Genomic DNA, 20037 nt, shown 5'->3' on the forward strand with positions numbered 1-20037 from the left:
CATGACCTCAGTGCATCATCCGGGTGAAAAGCGGAATTTCAGATTACGGAAACGATCGAAATACTGGTTGTCGGGCGGCAGCGGCAGCGGGCTGGAGCGCCACACGGCAGCCTCCACCGAGCGGTCGAAGGCCGCGTCGCCGCTGCCGGTGACGATACTCACGCGGGTAACCTCACCGCCCGGGATCAGACCGACCTGAACGACACAGGTCAGGCCCTGGCGGCTGCCCGGCGGCTGGATCCAGTTGCGCTCCACCTTCTGCTGGATGGCCGCCACATAGCGGCTGACCACGCGCTCGGCCTCGGCCGCGGCCAGCGCCTGGCGCTCCGCCTCCAGCTGCTGCTGCAGGGCCTGTTCGGCCTGGCGCCGGGCCTCTTCCTCGGCCTTGCGCCGGGCTTCCTCCTCGGCCTTGCGGCGGGCTTCCTCCTCGGCCTTGCGCCGGGCCTCCTCTTCAGCCTTGCGCCGGGCCTCCTCTTCGGCCTTGCGTCGGGCCTCCTCTTCAGCCTTGCGCCGGGCCTCCTCTTCGGCCTTGCGTCTGGCCTCGGCTTCCGCCTTGCGCCGGGCCTCCAGTTCTGCCAGACGCTTGCGCTCCTGTTCCTGCTTGCGGACCAGCGCCTGCTGCTGCTGTCGGAGTTCCTCCAACCGCCTGGCCTCGGCCTCCTGCTGGCGCTTGAGTTCGGCCTGACGCGCGGCCTCGGCGGCCTGCTCCTGTTTGAGCTTCTCCAGCCGCTGTTGTTCCGCCTGGCGGGCGGCTTCGGCCTGACGCCGCTTCTCCTCGGCCTCGCGCAGCCGGGCCTCGGCCTCGGCCTGTTCGCGTTCCTCGGCCGCCTTGAGCTTGTCCAGTTCGGCCTGGACCTGCGCCTCGTCCATCGCCACGGCTTCGATCACCGGTTCACTGGAGGCCTGCAGCTGCGGTTTGGGGGTCCAGTCCAGGCTGACAGCCAGGAAGGCGACCAGCACCAGGTGCACCAGCAGGGCATAGATGAAGGCCTGCGGCGTCTCCCGGAACAGTTTCCACAGGGCTCTCAAGGCGAGGCCGCCTCCGGCGGTTCCGTAACCAGCCCGACATTGGGGGCGCCGGCCTGCTGCAGCAGTACCATGGCACGGACCACCGTGCCATAGGCCACGCCGGCGTCACCGCGTACCAGCACCGGCGTATTCGGCTTGTTGCGCAACACCGCCGCGCTACGCTGGACCAGGGTCTCGGCATCGATCGGCTGATCGGGATCATCGCCCACGTTCAGATAGAAGTTGCCGCCGGCATCGACCGTCACCTGCAGCGGCTCCTCGCTGTCCTGCGGCAGCGGCTGGGCATCGGCGCTGGGCAGGGAGACATGCACCCCCTGAGTGAGCAGCGGCGCGGTGATCATGAAGATCACCAGCATGACCAGCATAACATCAATGTAGGGCACCACATTGATTTCGGCCATCGGCCGCTTCTTGTGCCGCTGACGCGCCATGTCAGTCCTTCCTTGCCGTTAACGACTGGCGGTGCAGCAGGGCGGCGAATTCCTCCAGGAAATTGTCGTAGCGATTGGCCAGCCGCTCGACATCGTTGGAGAAACGGTTGTAGGCGATGACCGCGGGTATCGCCGCGAACAGGCCCATGGCGGTGGCAATCAGCGCCTCGGCAATGCCCGGGGCGACCATGGCCAGCGTAGCCTGGTGGACGTTACCGAGCGAGCGGAAGGCGTTCATGATGCCCCAGACGGTGCCGAACAGGCCGATGTAGGGGCTGGTGGAGCCGACCGTGGCCAGGAAGGAAAGTCCGGCCTCCAGCCGGTCCTCCTCCCGTGAGAGCGCCACGCGCATGGCCCGCTGGGCGCCCTCGAGCATGGCACCGCCCTCGACCTGGGGCTGCTTGCGCAGGCGGCTGTATTCCTTGAAGCCGGCCTCGAAGATGTCGGCCATGCCCTCGTTGTCCTGCTCGCGGGCGGCGACCTGCTGATACAGCGCGGCCAATTCCCCCCCGGACCAGAACTGCTGCTCGAAGTCCTTCGCATCGCGCTGTGCCGTGCCGAGCTTCTTCCATTTATGGAAGATCAGGGTCCAGGACAACAGCGACAGGGCAACCAGCAGCAGCATCACCAGCTGCACCACCGGGCTGGCGCCGAGTATCAGATGCAGCATCGACAAGTCCGTCGACATTCAGATCTCCTTCGCAATGTAATCAGGTATGGCGCGGGGCCGGAAACTCCCGGCATCCAGGCAGGCAATGCGGACCTGTCCCGTGCACAGGGGCGTTTCACGCCTGCCCGCCTCCAGCACCAGCTGCTCGAATTCCAGGCTGGCCCGGCCTGCGGCCACGACCCGCGCACTGACCTCGAGTTCCATGTTGAAACGCGCCGGGCGCAGATACTCGATGTTCACAGAACGTACTGCAAAGATGATGCCTGCCTCGCGCTGGAGCCGGTCCTGCTCGAAGCCCAGACTGCGCAGGTATTCGGTGCGCGCGCGTTCCATGAACCGGAGGTAGTTGGCGTAGTAGACGACGCCGCCGCTGTCGGTGTCCTCGTAATAGACGCGCACCGGCCAGTAGAACACGGCTTGTGTTGTTCGCTGCTCCATCAGACAGGCGTTATCAGAATAGATTCCTTATCATACTTTCCGTCATTTCCGCGCATGGGGAATCCAGATATCGCTCAGACATGGATGCCCGCCTTCGCAGGCAACCGGCGCCTGCCCGCTGTTCACGCCGGATCGTCGAACAGCGACAGCGAGGCCTCGGCCCGGGCGGTCAGGGATTCCGGCGGGGTGATGCCGAAATGCAGATAGGCATGGCGCGTGGCGATCCGGCCCCGCGCGGTGCGCATCATGAAGCCCTGCTGGATCAGGTAGGGCTCGATCACATCCTCCAGCGTGCCGCGTTCCTCGCCGATGGCCGCCGCCAGGCTGTCGATGCCGACGGGGCCGCCGTCGAACTTCTCGATCAACGCGCCGAGCAGCTTGCGGTCCATGATATCGAAACCATGGCTGTCGACGTTGAGCAGTTCCATCGCCTGCTGCGCCACCGCGGCATCGACCCGTCCCTGCGCCTTGACCTGGGCGTAATCGCGTACCCGCCGCAGCAGCCGGTTGGCAATGCGCGGGGTGCCGCGCGAGCGCCGGGCCACCTCCTCGGCCCCGGCCGGGTCCATGTCCACGCCCAGGATGCCGGCCGAACGCTGCACGATGCGGGTCAGGTCCGCAATGCTATAGAACTCAAGCCGCTGCACAATGCCGAACCGGTCACGCAATGGCGAAGTCAAAAGCCCGGCGCGGGTGGTCGCACCGACCAGGGTAAAGGGCGGCAGATCCAGCTTGATGGAACGCGCCGCCGGCCCCTCGCCGATCATGATGTCGAGCTGGTAGTCCTCCATGGCCGGGTACAGCACCTCCTCGACCACGGGGCTGAGGCGGTGGATCTCGTCCACGAACAGGACGTCATGCGGTTCCAGGTTGGTCAGCAGGGCAGCCAGATCGCCTGGCTTTTCCAGCACCGGGCCGGAGGTGTGGCGCAGGTTCACATCCAGTTCGGCGGCGATGATGTGGGCCAGGGTAGTCTTGCCCAGGCCGGGCGGGCCGAAGATCAGCACATGGTCCAGCGCCTCGCCCCGGCCCCGCGCCGCGCCGATGAAGATCTCCATCTGCTCGCGCACCTGGGGCTGGCCGACATAGTCGGCCAGGCGGTGGGGTCGGATGGCGCGGTCGATACGCGCCTCCTCGGGCGAATCCACGGCGGGCGAGATGATGCGGTCAGTATCTGTCATGATGGCGGGATTCAGGTTTCCGGCACGATAGCGCGCAGGGATACCGCTGACAAGCGGTAGCAACAAAGACTCAAAATATCGTCATTCCGGCGCAGAATACGTAGGTCGGGTTAGCGCAGCGTAACCCGACATGGTCCGCGAAACCTGTCGGGTTACGCCCTCAGGGCTGACCCGACCTACGGTTATGCCCCGTCGATTCCTGTGCATTCACCCCTTCTGCGTCGTCGCCCGCAGCGCCTGGCGGATGATCTCCTCGGCCGGCAGATCGCCGGCCTCGATGGCGCGCACCATGCGGCTGGCCTCGGGCGGCTTGTAGCCCAGGGCGATCAGGGCGCTCACGGCCTCCTCCACCGGCCCGGCCGGGGCCGGGGCCAGCCCCGCCTCGCCGCCAGCGGCCGCCTCCGGCGCAGCGCCGAAATCCTTCAGCCGGTCGCCCAACTCGACCAGCAGCCGCTCGGCGGTCTTCCTGCCGATACCGGGCACCCGGGTCAGGGCGGCGGCATCCCGGTCATTGATGCAGCTGATCAACTCGCTGAGCGTCATGCCGGACATGATCGCCAGCGCCAGCCGCGGGCCGACGCCATTGATGCGGATCAGGTGGCGGAACAGGTCGCGCTCGGCCCGGCGGCCGAAGCCGAACAGGATCTGGGCGTCCTCGCGCACCACCAGATGGGTGTGCAGGGTGACCTCACTGCCGGTTTCGGGCAGGGCGTAGAAGGTGGTCATGGGCGCCTCGACCTCGTAGCCCACGCCCTGGACATCGACCAGCAGCCGGGGCGGCTGCTTGGCGAGCAGCTGGCCGCGCAGGCATCCGATCATCGCAATCTCCCGCCGCGCGCGCCCGCGGCACCCGGGATCCGCCCCAGGGTGGCGCTGACATGGTGATGGCAGATGGCAATGGCGAGCGCGTCGGCCTGGTCGGCCTGCAGCGGGGCGCTCAGGCCGAGCAGCAGCCCGACCATGTGCTGGACCTGCTCCTTGGCCGCGCCGCCGCGCCCGACCAGGGCCTGCTTGACTTCGCGCGGGCTGTACTCGGCCACCGGCACCTCGGCCTGCAGGGCGCCGCAGATGGCAGCACCGCGGGCCTGGCCCAGCTTCAGCGCCGAGTCGGCATTGCGGGAGACGAACACCTGTTCGATGGCCACGGCCTCGGGTGCATAGTCCTGCATCAGTTCACGGATGCCGAGAAAGATGGCGCGCAGCCGGGCGGGAAAGTCCTCGCCCTGAATGCGCAGGAAGCCGCTGTGCACATGGCGCATGCGGTTGCCCTCGGCGTCGATGAGGCCGAAGCCGGTCTGGCGGGAGCCGGGATCGATACCGAGGATGCGCACGGGGCGATGCTCAGGAGGCCAGCCGGTCCAGCACCTCGTCCGGGAAATCGGCGTTGGTGTAGACCTCCTGCACGTCGTCCAGGTCATCCAGCATGTCGATCATGCGCAGCACCGTTTCGGCGGTGTCGGCATCCACGGCGCTGAGGGTCTCGGGACGCATGGTGACCTCGGCGTTGTCGGGCGTCAGCCCGGCCGCCTCGATGGCATCCCTGACCCGCTGATACTCCTCCGGCGAGGTCAGCACCTCGATGGAACCGTCCTCGTTGGTCACCACATCGTCGGCCTCGGCCTCCAGGGCGGCCTCCATCACCGCGTCCTCATCGACGTTTTCGTAGAAGCTGATCACGCCGGTCTTGTTGAACAGGTAGGCCACCGAACCGTCGGTGCCGAGGTTGCCGCCCAGCTTGGTGAAGGCATGGCGCACCTCGGAGACGGTGCGGTTGCGGTTGTCGGTCAGACAGTCGACCATGATGGCCACGCCGCCGGGGCCGTAGCCCTCGTAGCGCACCTCCTCGTAGCTGGCGCCGTCGTCCAGTTCGCCGGCGCCGCGCTTGCAGGCCTTCTCGATGGTGTCCTTGGGGATATTGGCGCCGAGCGCCTTGTCCACGGCCAGGCGCAGCCGGGGATGGGTGCCGGGGTCGGAGGTCCTGCCCTCACGCGCCGCGACCGTGATCTCGCGGATGAGCTTGGTCCAGACCTTGCCGCGCTTCTTGTCGTTCGCGGCCTTCTTGTGCTTGATGTTGGCCCACTTGCTGTGCCCTGCCATGACTGCCTCGTGCTGATTTCCCGGACATTTCAGATGCCGGGCATTCTAGCACGGACCGGGACGGCAGCGGGACCGGGCCGGCGGCGCTCGCCGCCGGCCGGAAGGGCTCAGAAACGGTGGCTGTAGAGGAACTGAAAGCTGGTCTGGCTGTGGCGCGAAATCACCCCACCGCCGCTGGTCTCCTCCACCTCGGGGGCGTACTGCAGCGAGAAATCGATGCTCTGGACCCGATTGAAGGCATAGCCGAAACCGGCGGTGTAGTGCTCCTCCACGATCGCCGGGAACAGGGCATTGAGGTAGGTGTTCGGCACCGGGTTGTCGGACAGGTTGGCCCCCGCGCGCAGGGTCAGCTTCGGGCTCCAGCGCCAGGCGCCGCCGAACTGGTAGACCACCTGGTCGTCCCAGCGCTGGAACAGGGAAACGTCCATGCCCCGGCCGGCGAAGGCGGCGGCGCGCGGATCGCCCTGAACGGCGTCGGCGGTGAAGCTCATGTCGAAGCTGTCCATGGTGCCGGCCCACTCGATGCGCTTGATGTCGCCGGTGAAGAACCAGTCGTCGCTGGCCTGCCAGGCCACGCCGATGCCGTAGATCTCCGGCCATTGGAAGTCGCGCACCTTGACCTCGCCGCTGACCGGGATGGACTGGGCGGCACCCATCATCTCCACGCCGAAGCTCACGTCGGCACCGGAGGTCTTCATGTCGCTGAGTCGGGTCTCGCTGTGGTAGGTCGCGCCCAGGCTCAGCCGGTCGCTGACCCGGAACACCGCACCGAGCTTGCCGGCGTAGCCGTAGCCGCGGGCCTGACCGGTGAAATCACTGCCATTGCTGAAATCGAAGTAGGCATAATCGACCCGGGTGATCGCCCCGCTGCCGACGAAGCCATTGAAGGTGGAGACCAGGCCGCTGCCGTCATCGCCGGCGGTGCCGAAGTTCCGGGTGGTCACCAGGTCGGTGAACTGGGCGCCGCTCATGGCCATTCTCAGGTCCAGCCCGGCCCAGACGAAATCCAGGCTGCCGCCGATGACCAGGCGTTCATTGACATCGAAAGCCAGCGGCAGGATGACCCGGCCCACGCTCAACTCGGTGCGGTTCTCCAGGTCGGACTGGATGCCGACACCGGCCGCCGGGTTGCCCAGGAAGGAACCGGCGTCGTACTCGGTGCCCATGCCGCCCTGGCCATAGACGCCGATACCGTAGGTGAGCCCATTGTGCTTGCGCACCCAGCCGGCGGCGGGCATGGCATAGGCAGTGCCGTCGGATTCGGCCACCCGGCCGCCGGCCTCGGCCTCGACGTCGGGGCCGAGAAAGCCGAAGAACAGATCCAGGCGGTCGCCGGAGCGCATCAGCCCGAGGGTGGCCGGGTTGTTCATCATGGCGGCGGTGCCGTTGTCATAGGCAAAGGCCGCCCCGCCCATGCCCGTGGCGATGGGGCCGTAACCTTCCATGTTCATGCCGTTGGTGGACCAGGCCGCAGGGGAGAAGACGGCCGCCAGCGCGGTCAGCAGCAGGGCGCGCGCGAATCGCTTACTCATTGTTTACTCCAACTATTATTTCGCTTCGAGGGGGGAGAACAGGCTCCATAAAGGACCCGGCCGCGGGACCGGGTCAGCCCTTCATCGGCGCCGGCCGGGCAAGCTTGAGGGGGATTTTCAGGCCGGTGCGGCCGGACGAAGCAGCCGCCGGATGGCTTCACGATTGGTCACGGAACCCGCCCGCAGGGCGGCCTCCGCTGCCGGCAGCCAGCACCAGGCACGGTGCTCGGCGGGATTGAGCCGGATCGGCGGCGGCGCCGCATAGCACACAGCGAAGACGTACTCGCGGTTCTCGCTCACGTCCGGGGCATAGCGTTCGCGCCAGGGCGGCAGAATGGGGAACCGGCTCTGCAGGCGGCAGTCGTGCAGGGCCGCCCCCGGCACCAGGCCGGTCTCCTCGTGCAGTTCGCGCAGGGCCGCGGCGGCGGCCGACTCCCCCCATTCCAGGCTGCCGGTAACCGACTGCCAGAAGCCGGGCGGCTCCAGACGTTCCAGCAACAGCACCTCGCCGGCGGCGGTATGCACCAGCACCAGGACGGATTCGGGGCGTTTCCAGTCGGACATCAATAACGCCTGCTCAAACCGGTTGACGTATCAATGGCAGCGCGAACCATTCCCGTCATTCCGGCCTGCGCCGGGATGACGGGAGTTGCAGATTTCTGCTGAAGCCGATCCAGTCGGATATATCAAAACCCGGGGATCGCTGCCGATACTGAGAATAGCTTGCCAAATGTGCGCCTTTGCAAACAGAATTTCCCGATATGAAACTGCGGCTGCAAATCCCGAGGCTCGTCCTCCTCCTGATACTGGCATTCAGCCAGACGGCCCAGGCGGCGACCCAGGCCCGGCCCGATGCCGAGATGCGCAGCCACCTGGCCCGGGCCATCGCCAGTGCCGAGAGCTTCGAGGACCGGTTCGAGGCCGAGGTCTGGTTGTCGGACATGTCCGGCCGCCTGCAGCGACGCTGGCGAGACGTCCCGCCGGAGGAACGGCTGGACATCCTCAGGATCGCGCATCAGGAGGCCACCCGGGCCGAACTGCCGCCGGAGCTGGTGCTGGCCGTGATCCAGGTCGAGAGCAACTTCGACCGTTTCGCCATCTCCCACGCCGGCGCTCGCGGCCTGATGCAGGTCATGCCCTTCTGGCTGGAGGAACTCGGCCGCCCGGAAGACAATCTGTTCCAGATCCGCACCAACATCCGCTACGGCTGTGCCATCCTGAAACATTACCTGGAGCGCGAACGCGGCAACCTGCAGCGGGCGCTGGCCCGCTACAATGGCAGCCTGGGTCAGACCTGGTACCCCGACCGCGTGTTCCGGGCGCTGAACCGGCACTGGTTCCGCAACTGATCCCAGGCAGATCCGGCAGCGCCGGCTTCCGTCAGGGGCCGCCGATCCATTTATCCTTCCGGCCGTTTCCGGCCAACTCATTGCCTTAAAGCAATCTGTTCTATTCGATTTATCGATTATTTGCCAACCCCGCCACCCCGTAGACTCCATGGGGAGCCTTGGTGTGGGTCACGGATATGAACCACCTTTCATAAATCGGAGGCAAGGCAGACCCAGCGTTTATAACGTATATAACAAGGGATGCCGCCGCCGGATGGCACCGCTTGCCGCCCCTGACGGAAGTTGACGCAGGCTTATGGAACGACTCATCGTGCTGGTCGCAGCCCTGCCGCTGTGTTCCGCCCTGTTGATTCAGCTGCTCCCCCACCGCCCCGGGTGGCGGGCCGCCCGGCTGAGCGTGACCTGCACCGCCCTGAGTTTCCTGGCCGCCGCCGCCACGCTGTGGCTGGCACTGGCCGGAGGGGACGCCGTCGCCCTCACCCTCCCGGGCGCCGCCTGGGGCAGCCTGCTGTTCGATCCACTCAGCACCCTGATGATGCTGGTCATCGCCGGCATCAGCCTGATCGTGCATGTCTATTCGGTCCGCTACATGGCCGAGGAACCGGGCTATGCCCGGTTCTTCCTGCTGCTCGACCTGATGACCGCCGCGCTGCTGGTCATGGTCGCCGCGGGTGATCTGATCACCCTGCTCATCGCCTGGCACCTGGTCGGGATACTGCTCTACTTCCTGCTCGGCCACGACACTCGCAGCCCTTCCGCCTGGCGCTACAGCTTCTGGACCCTGCTGACCTACCGCATCGGCGACCTGCCGCTGGTGCTGGCGGCCGGCCTGCTTCATCACGCCTACGGCACCTGGTCGCTGCCGGAGTTGTTCACGCGCATCACGGCCGATCCCGGCAGCCATTATTTTCTCGGCCTGGAACTGCTGGACGTGGTCGGGGCGCTGATCGCCCTGGCGGCCTTCGCGCGCTCGGCCCAGTTCCTGCTCCATACCTGGCTGCCCTATACCATGGACGGCCCGACGCCGGTGTCGGCCCTGATGCATGCGGGCATCGTCAATGCCGGCGGTTTTCTCATCAACCGCTTCGCCCCGGTGTTCATCCATACCGGCGGCGTGCTGCACTGGATCTTCCTGGTCGGGCTGGTGACCGCCGTGATCGGCTCGGTGCTGATGCTGACCCAGAACGACATCAAGAAGTCGCTGGGCTATTCGACCATGGGCCAGATGGGCTTCATGATCATGGAATGCGGTGTCGGCGCCTTCTCGCTGGCCATCTATCACCTGATCGCTCATGGCCTGTTCAAGGGCACCCTCTTTCTCGGCGCCGGCGGCGTGATCCACGCCGCCCGCCACGACGACGGCGTACCCAAGGACGACCTCTACACCTTCGTGGTGGAACGCCGCCCGGCGCGGCAGCGCAAGCCCTGGCTGCTGATGGCCGCCATCACTCTGGCTGTCCCGGTCAGCATCCTGGTGGTCGCTCACCTGCTGGTCGTGCAGGACTACTTTCAGAAACAGGGCGCGATCGTGCTGCTGTTCTTCGGCTGGATCACCGGCGCGCAGCTGATCTTCGCCACCTATCGCATGCGCAGCCAGAACCTGTGGCGGCTGGTGGGCCTGAGCGTGTTCTCCTTCACGGTGGTGGTCGTCGGCTACATCCTCATCAGCCACGCCTTCGACCTGTTCCTCTACCCCGATCCGGCCTTCCGCCAGCAGCTCTATGCCGCCGCCGATATCGACCTGCTGCGCTTCGACATCCTGGTGGGCATCGTCACCGCAGTGATCGTGCTCGGCTGGCTGCTCACCTACTATGCCGAACGCAACGGCGGCCGCCGGCAGCGCCGCAGCGGCCGCGGCTGGCTGGTCTTCTATGCCCTGGTCTCGCGCGAGTTCTACCTCAGCGACCTCTACGCCTCGCTGACCCGGGGCCTGTTGCAGGGCGCGGCACGGCTGAACGTCTGGCTGAGGTGGGCCTGACATGGATGCCGCGATCTATCTGCTCGCCGGACTGTTCCTGCCGCTGTTTCCGCTCAGCATGGCATTCAACCTCCTGCTGCGGCGTCTGCGCCGGCCGGCGGCGCGCACCCTGATCCTGCTGGTCTGGCCGCAGATCGGCCTGGCGCTGGTGGCCACAGCGCCGTCGCCGCCCGACTGGCTGCTCTACTGGGCGCTGCTGACCTCGGCCCTGTATGCCTTCCGGGCCCTGACTCTGCGCGAACTCGGACTCTGGACCGGCTTTCTCGCCAGTTCGCTGTGGGCGCTGCTGTGGCTGGTCCTGGCGCGGCCCGGCGAGGTGCCTCCGGCACTGCACGGACTCGGGCTGAGCGTCCCCCTGGTACTGCTCGGCCTGCTCGGCGCCGGGCTGGAGCAGCGCTTCGGCGCCGCCTATGCGGGCCTGCACGGCGGCCTGGCGCAGCGTCTGCCGCGCCTGAGCGGGGTGGTGGTGGTGGTGGTGCTGGCCGTCATCGCCATGCCCCTGTTCCCGCCCTTCTTCACCCTGCTGACACTGACCCTCGCCACGGCCGCGGCCGCCCCGGGCATCGCCCTGGCCCTGGTCACTGTCTGGCTGCTGTGGAGTTGGGCGGCCGCACGCCTGCTGCAGGGACTGGTGGTCGGCCCCGGGGACGGGAACGGGGCGGAGGACCTCAGCCGAACCGCCACCTGGGCCTACGCCGCCGTCCTCGGCCTGCTGGCCGGTGCCGGCCTGTACCTGCTGGGAGGTCTGGCATGAGTCTGTCGCTGGGACAGCGCCTGCGCATCCGCGCCATGACCTATGTGGCCGGCGAGCCCATTCCCTTTTTCTGGCCGATGCGCGCCTTCATCCATCACAACCCGCTGCACGGCCTGGAACATCTGCCCTTCGAAGAGGCCGTGGCGCAGGGCGCCCGCCTGTTCCACTGCCGCTGCCAGCTGCCGCGGCGCCAGTACCAGGCCTATCTGGCCGCGGACCGGATCGATCGGGAGCGGCTGCAGGCGGCGGTGACGGCCTTCGCCGCCGGGCGGGAGCCGGTCCCGGGAATCGATCTGCAGGCCTGGTGCATGGCCCTGCTGACCCGGATCGAGCAGCCGGTGACGGCGGCCGGCCCGCTGGCCGACCCGACCGGGACCGCGGCCGCGCTCGCCGGTACCCGCCCCGCCCCGGAGGCAGACATCGATCCGGCCATGCTGGCCGACCGGCTGTGCAGTACGCTGCTGGGCGAGACCCCCGTCTACGAGGCCGTGGATGCCCTCTTCGGCACCGGCATCGGCGCGGAACTGGACGAACTGGTGATCAAGAGCTGCCTGGACTTCTTCGACGAGGGCCAGTCGGTGTGGGGCATGCCGCTGCGCAGCCGCGGCTTCTTCACCGCCTGGCGCGAGGTGGCCAGCCGCAACGTCCGGCTGTTCCTGCGCGGCATGCACATCAAACGCATCCTCGCCGTCGACGAGACCCCCGAGGGCGTGATCGATTACGTGATGCGGACCCTGGGGGTCGCGGAACAGCACTGGAGCGCCTATTTCACCCGCGAACTGGCGCGCCTGCACGGCTGGGCCGGCTTCATCCGCTGGCGCTCCAGCGCCCGCCATTATCACTGGGGCCAGCGTTACCCCGGCGATCTGGTCGATCTGCTGGCGGTGCGCCTGACCCTGGCGCTGGCCCTGCTGCAGGAGCGCGGGCGCCGGTTCGGCGTCACCTCCGCCCCCGCCATCCGGGAACTGATCGAGACCCGTACGCCGGAGGCCTGGCTGCGACATGAACTGCACACCGGCCGGATACTGCCCGACCGGGCCCAGCAGGTGGAGGAGAGCCTGGCGCTGGGCGGCGCACGGCGGATCGAGGCCGTGTTCGGCGAGTATGTGCGCTGCCAGCGCACCCGCGAGGCCGAACGGCAGGCGCAATCCCTGCGCTCGCTGGCCGAGCAGACAGACGACACGCAGGCATTGGAACGGCTGGACACCGGCCAGCTCGACGCCCTGGTGCAGCACCTGCGCGAGTTCGAACGCCGGGAGGGTATGCTGTGGCTGCGGGCCATGGAGGCGCACGCCATGCACAGACTGCTCTCAGGGATACAGCTGGCACCGCCGCCGCCGCGCGACAAACGGCCCTTCGTGCAGGCGCTGTTCTGCATCGACACCCGCTCCGAGCGCATCCGGCGCCAGTTGGAATCGATCGGCGACTACCAGACCTTCGGTATCGCGGGCTTCTTCGGGGTGCCGGTCAGCTTCATGGAACTGGGCAAGGGCAGCGAGACCCATCTGTGTCCGGTGCTGCTCACGCCAAAGAACCTGGCGCTGGAGATGAGCGTCGAGGGCCCGCGCGATCTGAATGCGGTCACGGCCATGGAGAAGGCGCTGCACGAGCTCAAGGAATCCGTGCTCAGCCCCTTCGTCACGGTCGAGGCCATCGGCCTGCTGTTCGGCTTCGACATGATCGGCAAGACCCTGCTGCCCCGGCACTACAACCGCTGGCGCAGCCAGCTGCACGAACACAAGCCGCCGACCCACCTGCTGCTCGACAAGCTCGACCGCGACCAGGCCGATTCCATCGTGCGCGCCGTCCAGCGTGCCGTGATCGTCAAGGCGCTGGAACAGGAGTTCCAACTCACCGCCGAACGTATCCCCGACACCCTGGTGCGCGAATTGCGCGAGGCGGCCCTGGGCCGACAGCCGGACGCCCCCGAACTGGCCAACGCCCTGGGGTTGGACAGCGCCGCCGCGCAGGCCTTCATCCGGCGCCTGCGCGAGGTCTACCGCATCGATCCCGCCTTCGCCCGGCTGCAGCTGGAACGGCTGGCGCGCATCGGCTTCTCCCTCGATGAGCAGGTCGGCTTCGTCAGCCAGGCGCTGCGCTCGATCGGCCTGACCCGTGACTTCTCCCGCTTCATCCTGCTGGCCGGCCATGGCAGCACGTCGGAAAACAATCCCTACGAATCCGCGCTCGACTGCGGGGCCTGCGGCGGCAACCACGGCCTGGTCAACGCCCGCGTGCTGGCCCAGATGGCCAACAAGCCGGAGGTACGTCAGCGCCTGCGCGCCCACGGCATCGAGATCCCGGACGATGCCTGGTTCATTCCGGCCCTGCACAACACCACCACCGATACGCTGGCACTGTACGACCTGGACCGTCTGCCTTCATCCCATGTGGTCTATCTCGACCGGCTGCGCAAGGGCCTGACCGCGGCTTCGCGCCTGTGCGCCCGGGAGCGGCTGCCGGCACTGCAGGGGGCAACCCGACGGCGCGCAGTGCCGGAGCCGGCCGCCGCCCAGAGGGCCGTCCAGCGCAACGCCATGGACTGGTCGCAGGTGCGGCCGGAGTGGGGTCTGTCGGGCAATGCCTATTTCGTCATCGGCCGCCGCGACCTGACCCGCGAACTGGCACTGGAAGGCCGCGCCTTCCTGCACTCCTACGATTACCGCCTGGATCCGAAGCGCCGGCTGCTGGAGAACATCCTCACCGGACCGCTGGTGGTGGGTCAGTGGATCAACATGGAGCATTACTTCTCCACGGTAGACAATGAATGCTTCGGCAGCGGCAGCAAGGTCTACCACAACGTGGCTGGCCGCTTCGGCGTGATGACCGGCAACCTCAGCGATCTGCGCACCGGCCTGCCGGCCCAGACCGTGCTCGAACAGGGCCGGCCCTATCATCAACCGGTACGGCTGATCACCCTGATCGAGGCGCCGTTCGAACACGCCCGGCGTGCCGTCGACGACGTGACCGCGGTCAAGCATCTGGTGCGCAACGGCTGGATCCGGCTGCTGGTGATCGATCCCGAAACCGCGGCCGTTACCCTGTACGACGACGGCGAGTGGCGTGAGCAGACCCGCCTGACCCACCCCCCCATCCCGGAGGAGTCGACATGAGAAACCTCAACTTCAGCCCGCTCAAGAAGCTCGAGATCATCCTGGGCGGCGAGCATCAGGGCTTTGCCACCGACCTGCTCGACCGTGCCGGGGTGAAGGGCTACACCATCATCAACAACCTCTCGGGCAAGGGCAATCACGGCTTCCACGAAGGCCACTTGATGTTCAACGAGGACGACGTGCTGATCATGATCATCGCCGCCGTGCCCGAGTCCCTGGTCAAGCCCATCCTGGAGGGCTTCGCGCCCTTCTACAGCGAGCATTCGGGGGTGGTGTTCATCTCCGACATCCAGGTCACGCGGCTGGTCAAGTTCGGCGGCGGGGAGGATTCGAGCCCGCCGGGATCCTGAACGACGGGGGTTCAGGCCGGCTCACATCGCATCAGCCTGCAGGCCGGGCTCCAAAACCGCGGCGGCGACTGGATCCCCGCCTGCGCGGGGATGACGGTGGGGATGGGATGCAGAACCCGGTGGGTCGGGTTAGCGCAGCGTAACCCGACACTCACGGCGGGAAGGTCGGGTTACGCCCTCTTCGGGCTGACCCGACCTACGATTTTTTATGTCACTCCGGCGCAATAAACAGCGCAATGGACTCGACGTGCGCCGTATGCGGGAACATGTCCATCACCCCCGCGGCCGCCAGCCGGTAGCCGTACTCGTTGACCAGCAGACCGGCATCGCGCGCCAGCGAGCCGGGATGGCATGAGACATAGACGATGCGCTGCGCCCCGCGGGCGGCGATCAGCGGGATCATCTCCTTTGCGCCGCTGCGCGGTGGATCCAGCAGTACCCGATCGTAGCCGCGCGCGAGCCAGGGCTCGCCGGTCACCTCGCCCGCCAGGTCGGCGGTGAAGAATTCCGCATTGTCGATGCCGTTGGCACGCGCATTCTCCCGCGCCCGCGCCACCAGCCCGGCCTCGCCCTCCACGCCCGTCACCCCGGCGACACGGCGCGCCAGCGGCAGGGTGAAGTTGCCCAGGCCGCAGAACAGATCCAACACCCGGCTGTCCGTCTGCGGCTGCAGCAATTCCAGGGCGTGCGCGATCATCCGCTGATTGATCGCGGGATTGATCTGGGTGAAGTCGGTGGGGCGGAACTGCAGGGTCACCTGGTGATCATCCAGGTCATAGCTCAGCGCACCGGCCGCCGCTGCGGACTCGGGCCAGAGCAGCGTCACCGAATCCGGCCCCTTCGGCTGCAGATGGATCTGCATGTCGTATTCCTGCCCGAAGGCCTTGAGACTGGCCAGGTCGGACTCGCTCGGCGCCTCCAGTACCCGGAACACCAGGGCGGTGACGCGGTCGCCGACCGCCACCTCGATCTGCGGCACCGCGGCCCTGATCGACAGGGAATCGATCAGCAGCGCCAGGTCCCTGAGACGGTAACCGACATCGGGATGCAGCACCTCGCAATTGTCGATGCGGGCGACGAAGGGCTTGCGCTTTTCCCGGAACCCGACCAGCACCTCGCCCTTCCTGCGCACGTACTTCACCCCCAGGCGCGCCTTGTGCCGATAGCCCCAGACCGGGCCGGTCAGGGGCGGGAGCACCGTCTCCGGCTCCACGCCGCCGATACGCTTGAGATTATCCAGCAGCACCCCCTGTTTGGCCCGGATCTGGGCCGCGGGATCCATATGCTGCAGACTGCAACCACCGCACACAGCGGCCGCGCTGCAGCGCGGCACCACCCGCTCGGACGCCGGTTCGAGCACGGCCTCGACCCGGCCTTCGTCATAACTGCGGTGCTTGCCGGTATAGATGAAGGTGACCCGCTCGCCCGGCAGGGCACCGTCGATGAACACGGCCTTGCCGTCCAGGTGTGCGACCCCGCGGCCGTCGTGGGAAAGCGAATCGATATGCGCCGGAACCGGATCCGGCGGCAGTGACTTTCTGCGCCGTGCCATGGGCGTCAGTCCGCCGGCCAGGCCGACAGGAAGGCACTGAAATGCGCACGGTCGCCGGCCTTCAGGTACTCGCGCAGCCGGGTGAGTTCTGCATCGTACCCGGGCCGCAGGAGGTGTCCGCGCATGAGTTCGAACCGCAGCCACACCAGATAGGTGTTGAGCACGTCCGTCTCGCAGTAGTCGCGAATGGCGCCGGTGTCACCGGCCAGGAAACGCGCCCAGACCTGCGCGCCGTCCATGCCCAGTTTGCCGGGAAAACCGAGCAGGCTGGCAATCTCCCCCAACGGCGCATTGGCGCGTGGCTGATAGCCGGCCAGCACGTCCATCAGATCGGTGTGGCGGCTGTGGTAGCGGCTGAGGTAATTGTTCCACTTGAACTCGCGGTCCTCCTCGCCGGCATCCCAGTAACGCGGTGCGCTGACACCGTGCAGCAGGGCCCGGTAATGGAGTACCGGGAGATCGAAACCGCTGCCGTTCCAGGACACCAGCGTCGGGGTATCGCGCTCGATGCGATCGAAAAAGGCCCGGATCAGATCGGACTCCGGGCTGTCAGGACTGCCCAGCGATGAGACCTCCAGCGTCTCGCCACTGCGCCGCACTGCCGAGATGGCAACGATGCGATGCAGATGCAGGCGCAGGAATTCGCTGCCGCCGGTTTCCTGCGCCCGCAGATGGAACAGGGCCTTGGCGACGTCCTCGTCGCTCAGACCGTCCAGGCCATGCAGCCGACGGCCACCGTCCAGGTCGGGGACGGTTTCTATATCGAACACCAGTACGTTCATTTGGATAAAACCTTAACGCGGAGGCGCAGGGGCGCAGAGAACGCAAAGATCATCAATATAAATGCATAAATGGTTTCTTTGCGTCTCTGCGCCCTTGCGTTGAAGGGGTTTATTTCTGTTTCCAGCTGCCGCCTGCGTCCTGATACCACCAGCCCGAAGGCGCGTTGTCGACCCAGCGCCGGGCGAAGGTGGCGCGGATCTCGTCCTGCCACTCGGGATGGCCGTTGACCCGCGCGATCTCGGCATACAGGGCCTGACGGTCGCGGTTCTCCTCCGCCACCAGCTGCTGCACCCGGGCGCGGTCGCGCAGGGCGACGGCATTCATATCGCGGATACGCAGTTCGCCATTGGCGGCGATGCCTACCGCACCCTGCTGATAGAAGGGTTCGAGCTGCTGGTGGCGGGCCTTCATCTGCGCCCGCAGCCGGTTGATGGCGGGCGACTGCACATTGATGTCGGCCGCGGCCGCGGCCGGCGTCACGGCCGCCTCGAGCAGGGCGACCCAGAGCGGGCGGTCGGATTCAAGGCGGCTGTCGGGCGCCGGCGCCGGCTGCTCCTGCGCAGGCGCCTCCTCGCGCTGCGGCACGCCGTAGACATCACGGATGATGCGGTCGGCAGCCTGCTCGGCGGCGGCAGCCGGGAAATAGACATTGATGGTCACACAGCCGGCCAGCAGGGTCAGCAGCAGCCACCACGGAGCTAACACGATTCTGTACATACCTGAACTCCCCGAGTCATTGTTACTGAATCTGCGGCGCCCCGCCCGCGGTCGCCGCCTTGAGGCGTTCCACCAGGGCCGGCCAGTCCACCGCGTCGGCGTAGCCGATCACGTTGATGCGCGGCGGCAGCCGGGTGCCCCTGACCAGATAATAACCCTGTTCGGCCGGCGCCACACCGCCCATCTCGCATATCCCGTTGCGCAGCCGGCAGCGGATGCCGAGACGATCATACGGAAATTCCTCGAACAGGCCCAGAAAGGTCTGCGACAGCGCCTGACCGACACCGCCGCCGATCCGCGACAGGTTGTCCACTGCCCGCTGGCTGATGCGATGCCGGCTGGTATCGTCCGCGGGCGTGACCAGGGCGGCGTCAAAGGCCAGTGGTTCCCAGTTCTGCAGCCACAGTTTGCGGATATGCCCATCCAGCCTGCCTTCGATTCTACCGAAGGCGAAGGTGCCGGTCAGTTGTTCCAGGTCGATATTGTCGATCTCAATGTCGGCCTGCAGCTGCGGCACCAGCCCCAGGGGCTGATCCAGGCGCAGGTCCCGTAGCCGGACCGCACCGTCGAACACCCGCACCAGCAGCATGCCGCCGACCTCCACGCGGCCCTCGGCATAGCGAAGCTCCGGGATCACGCCGGACAGCTGCCCCTGCATCGGCGGCCACTCCAGGGCGGTGGTGAGCCGCTGCATCGACACCGGCGTGAGAATGGCATCGATCTGCCAGCGCATGGCTCCGCTTCCCGGATCGGAGAGTTCCCATTCCTCGATCAGCAGCCGGCCGTCCAGCACCTCCACCTCGGCCGGTTCCAGCAGCCGGTACTGGCTGCCCTGGCTCTGCAGCCGGAACCCGGCCGCCCCCAGTTCGAGTCGATACAGGCTGCCGCCCTCCCAGCCGATGCGCAGGGTGCGCGGCCTGTCGTCCCGGCCCCAGGCCAGGTTGCCGGCCAGGCCTTCCAGGCTCAGGCGCTGGGCGGGATCCTCCAGCGCCACTGCATTGAGCACGACGTCGACGCTCTCCAGCCGGTCATCGCGCAGACTCAGGCTGCCGCTGATCCGACCGCGGGCAGCGAGATCCGAGAAGGCGGTGCCGGCCAGCCAGGGAGCGGCATAGGTCGGGAAGAACCCGGCCAGTTCGAGCCGCTGGATATCGACCCGCGCCTGCTGCAGCAGGGCGTCGGCAGCCGGGCTCAACTCGGCTTCCAGCGTCGCGACCAGCAGGTCGGGCTGCAGCAGTTCGACCCCGGACACCCGCACCCGGCCCGCGTCAGGGATCAGGTGATACTGTCCCGATGCCTGCAGCGGCTGCACGGCGAAGTCGGTGTAGACGGGATCCAGATACAGGCCGCCCTGATCCAGGGCGAGATCGAAGCTGCCTTCATAGTCGTTGCCCGTGCGCTGTGCGCTCAGGGACAACTCGCCGGCAAGGGCCTCACCCGCCGCCAGCCCGCTGGCATTGGAGAAGGCAACCTGGCCGACCTGCAGATCCAGAACGAGACGCTGCAGCAACGCGGCCGCGCCTGCGGCCTCGGCCTGCAGATCCAGCCGGCCTGCGCCGAAGCGGTAGCCTTCCGGCAGCCAGGGGGCAGCGAGTGCGGCCAGCGTCTGCGCCGCCAGGTGCTGGCCCTCCACCCGGGCCCGCCAGCGCCCGGCCGTGTACTCCAATTCGAGCCGCACCCGCCCGCCGGCATAGGCGACCGGTCCCAGCTTCAGGGTGAGGCTGTCCCGGTCCGGCGCATGATCGAGCGTGAAGGGTCCCTGCAGAGGCTGGCCACGCCAGTCGGCAAGGGCAAAGCGGCCTTTGCCGCAACGCAGCCGCACCGCCTCCTCCAGCGCCAGCTCGTCACACTGCAGCCGCAGCCCCTGCAGGCGCTCCCCGCTGGGAATGTGTTCCAGCCGTTCGATCTCGATCCGGCCGGCCAGGCGGCCGGAAGGCAGGAATTCGATTTCCGTGCTCAGACCGGTGATTACCAGGCCCCGGCCTTCCAACCCGGGCAGATGCAGTTGCAGCTGCTCGATGGCAACGACGCACAGGGGCATCAGCAGCAATACAAGGAAATAC

General features: G+C 67.2%; 19 protein-coding genes. 5 read left to right on the plus strand and 14 right to left on the minus strand.

Annotated elements, in window-relative coordinates:
• Positions 1-15: 15 nt before the first annotated feature.
• The 10 genes from tolA to nudB form a co-directional block, all read right to left on the minus strand.
• Positions 16-1029, minus strand: coding sequence for a cell envelope integrity protein TolA (gene tolA, locus COW1_RS07920; RefSeq protein ID WP_242466522.1), 1014 nt, complete (start codon positions 1027-1029; stop codon positions 16-18).
• On the minus strand, positions 1026-1460 hold the full coding sequence (gene tolR, locus COW1_RS07925) for a protein TolR (protein ID WP_242466523.1): 435 nt from the start codon (positions 1458-1460) through the stop codon (positions 1026-1028). Before tolR ends, tolA begins: the two co-directional genes overlap by 4 nt.
• Position 1461: 1 nt before the next feature.
• Positions 1462-2148, minus strand: a complete 687-nt coding sequence (gene tolQ, locus COW1_RS07930; RefSeq protein ID WP_201345946.1) for a protein TolQ — start codon at positions 2146-2148, stop codon at positions 1462-1464.
• Positions 2149-2568, minus strand: a complete 420-nt coding sequence (gene ybgC / locus COW1_RS07935; RefSeq protein WP_096365484.1) for a tol-pal system-associated acyl-CoA thioesterase — start codon at positions 2566-2568, stop codon at positions 2149-2151.
• 122 nt (positions 2569-2690) lie between these two features.
• Positions 2691-3749, minus strand: a complete 1059-nt coding sequence (ruvB, locus tag COW1_RS07940) for a Holliday junction branch migration DNA helicase RuvB (protein ID WP_096365482.1) — start codon at positions 3747-3749, stop codon at positions 2691-2693.
• Positions 3750-3956: 207 nt separating this feature from the next.
• Entirely contained in the window at positions 3957-4568 is a 612-nt protein-coding gene (ruvA, locus tag COW1_RS07945; RefSeq protein WP_201345947.1) for a Holliday junction branch migration protein RuvA, read from the minus strand.
• Positions 4565-5080 (minus strand): crossover junction endodeoxyribonuclease RuvC, encoded by a 516-nt coding sequence (ruvC, locus tag COW1_RS07950; protein ID WP_201345948.1) that lies wholly within the window; start codon positions 5078-5080, stop codon positions 4565-4567. The genes ruvA and ruvC overlap by 4 nt, the downstream gene beginning before the upstream one ends.
• Positions 5081-5090: 10 nt before the next feature.
• The gene (locus tag COW1_RS07955; protein ID WP_201345949.1) at positions 5091-5846 is read right to left on the minus strand and encodes a YebC/PmpR family DNA-binding transcriptional regulator; all 756 of its coding nucleotides are present in this window, start codon (positions 5844-5846) and stop codon (positions 5091-5093) included.
• 107 nt (positions 5847-5953) lie between these two features.
• Positions 5954-7378: an OmpP1/FadL family transporter gene (locus tag COW1_RS07960; RefSeq protein WP_096365474.1), complete on the minus strand. Its 1425-nt coding sequence runs from the start codon at positions 7376-7378 to the stop codon at positions 5954-5956.
• Positions 7379-7495: 117 nt separating this feature from the next.
• On the minus strand, positions 7496-7942 hold the full coding sequence (nudB, locus tag COW1_RS07965; protein WP_096365472.1) for a dihydroneopterin triphosphate diphosphatase: 447 nt from the start codon (positions 7940-7942) through the stop codon (positions 7496-7498).
• 197 nt (positions 7943-8139) lie between these two features.
• Between nudB and COW1_RS07970 the strand changes: the two genes are divergently transcribed.
• The 5 genes from COW1_RS07970 (at position 8140) to COW1_RS07990 (ending at position 14922) form a co-directional block, all read left to right on the plus strand.
• On the plus strand, positions 8140-8727 hold the full coding sequence (locus COW1_RS07970) for a lytic transglycosylase domain-containing protein (RefSeq protein ID WP_096365470.1): 588 nt from the start codon (positions 8140-8142) through the stop codon (positions 8725-8727).
• A 295-nt stretch (positions 8728-9022) separates the two neighbouring features.
• Positions 9023-10705 carry an NADH-quinone oxidoreductase subunit L gene (locus COW1_RS07975; protein WP_096365468.1) on the plus strand — a complete coding sequence of 561 codons (1683 nt, stop codon included), beginning with the start codon at positions 9023-9025 and terminating at the stop codon, positions 10703-10705.
• Position 10706: 1 nt separating this feature from the next.
• Positions 10707-11459 carry a hypothetical protein gene (locus COW1_RS07980; protein ID WP_096365466.1) on the plus strand — a complete coding sequence of 251 codons (753 nt, stop codon included), beginning with the start codon at positions 10707-10709 and terminating at the stop codon, positions 11457-11459.
• The gene (locus tag COW1_RS07985) at positions 11456-14572 is read left to right on the plus strand and encodes a DUF2309 domain-containing protein (RefSeq protein WP_096365464.1); all 3117 of its coding nucleotides are present in this window, start codon (positions 11456-11458) and stop codon (positions 14570-14572) included. Before COW1_RS07980 ends, COW1_RS07985 begins: the two co-directional genes overlap by 4 nt.
• Positions 14569-14922 carry a transcriptional regulator gene (locus tag COW1_RS07990; RefSeq protein WP_096365462.1) on the plus strand — a complete coding sequence of 118 codons (354 nt, stop codon included), beginning with the start codon at positions 14569-14571 and terminating at the stop codon, positions 14920-14922. Before COW1_RS07985 ends, COW1_RS07990 begins: the two co-directional genes overlap by 4 nt.
• A gap of 211 nt (positions 14923-15133) precedes the next feature.
• Here the strand turns inward: COW1_RS07990 and rlmD are convergent, their stop codons facing one another.
• The 4 genes from rlmD to COW1_RS08010 all read right to left on the minus strand — a co-directional run bounded on the left by rlmD (position 15134) and on the right by COW1_RS08010 (position 20024).
• Positions 15134-16474, minus strand: coding sequence for a 23S rRNA (uracil(1939)-C(5))-methyltransferase RlmD (gene rlmD / locus COW1_RS07995; protein WP_096365460.1), 1341 nt, complete (start codon positions 16472-16474; stop codon positions 15134-15136).
• Between the two features lie 5 nt (positions 16475-16479).
• Complete coding sequence (locus tag COW1_RS08000) at positions 16480-17256, minus strand: 3'-5' exonuclease (RefSeq protein WP_096365458.1); 777 nt, start codon at positions 17254-17256, stop codon at positions 16480-16482.
• A gap of 109 nt (positions 17257-17365) precedes the next feature.
• Positions 17366-17974, minus strand: a complete 609-nt coding sequence (locus COW1_RS08005) for a YdbL family protein (RefSeq protein ID WP_201345950.1) — start codon at positions 17972-17974, stop codon at positions 17366-17368.
• A 22-nt stretch (positions 17975-17996) separates the two neighbouring features.
• Positions 17997-20024: a hypothetical protein gene (locus COW1_RS08010; protein WP_201345951.1), complete on the minus strand. Its 2028-nt coding sequence runs from the start codon at positions 20022-20024 to the stop codon at positions 17997-17999.
• Between the last annotated feature and the right edge of the window lie 13 nt (positions 20025-20037).

The organism is Thiohalobacter sp. COW1 (assembly GCF_016629505.1).
Classification (GTDB): Bacteria; Pseudomonadota; Gammaproteobacteria; order Thiohalobacterales; family Thiohalobacteraceae; genus Thiohalobacter; species Thiohalobacter thiocyanaticus_A.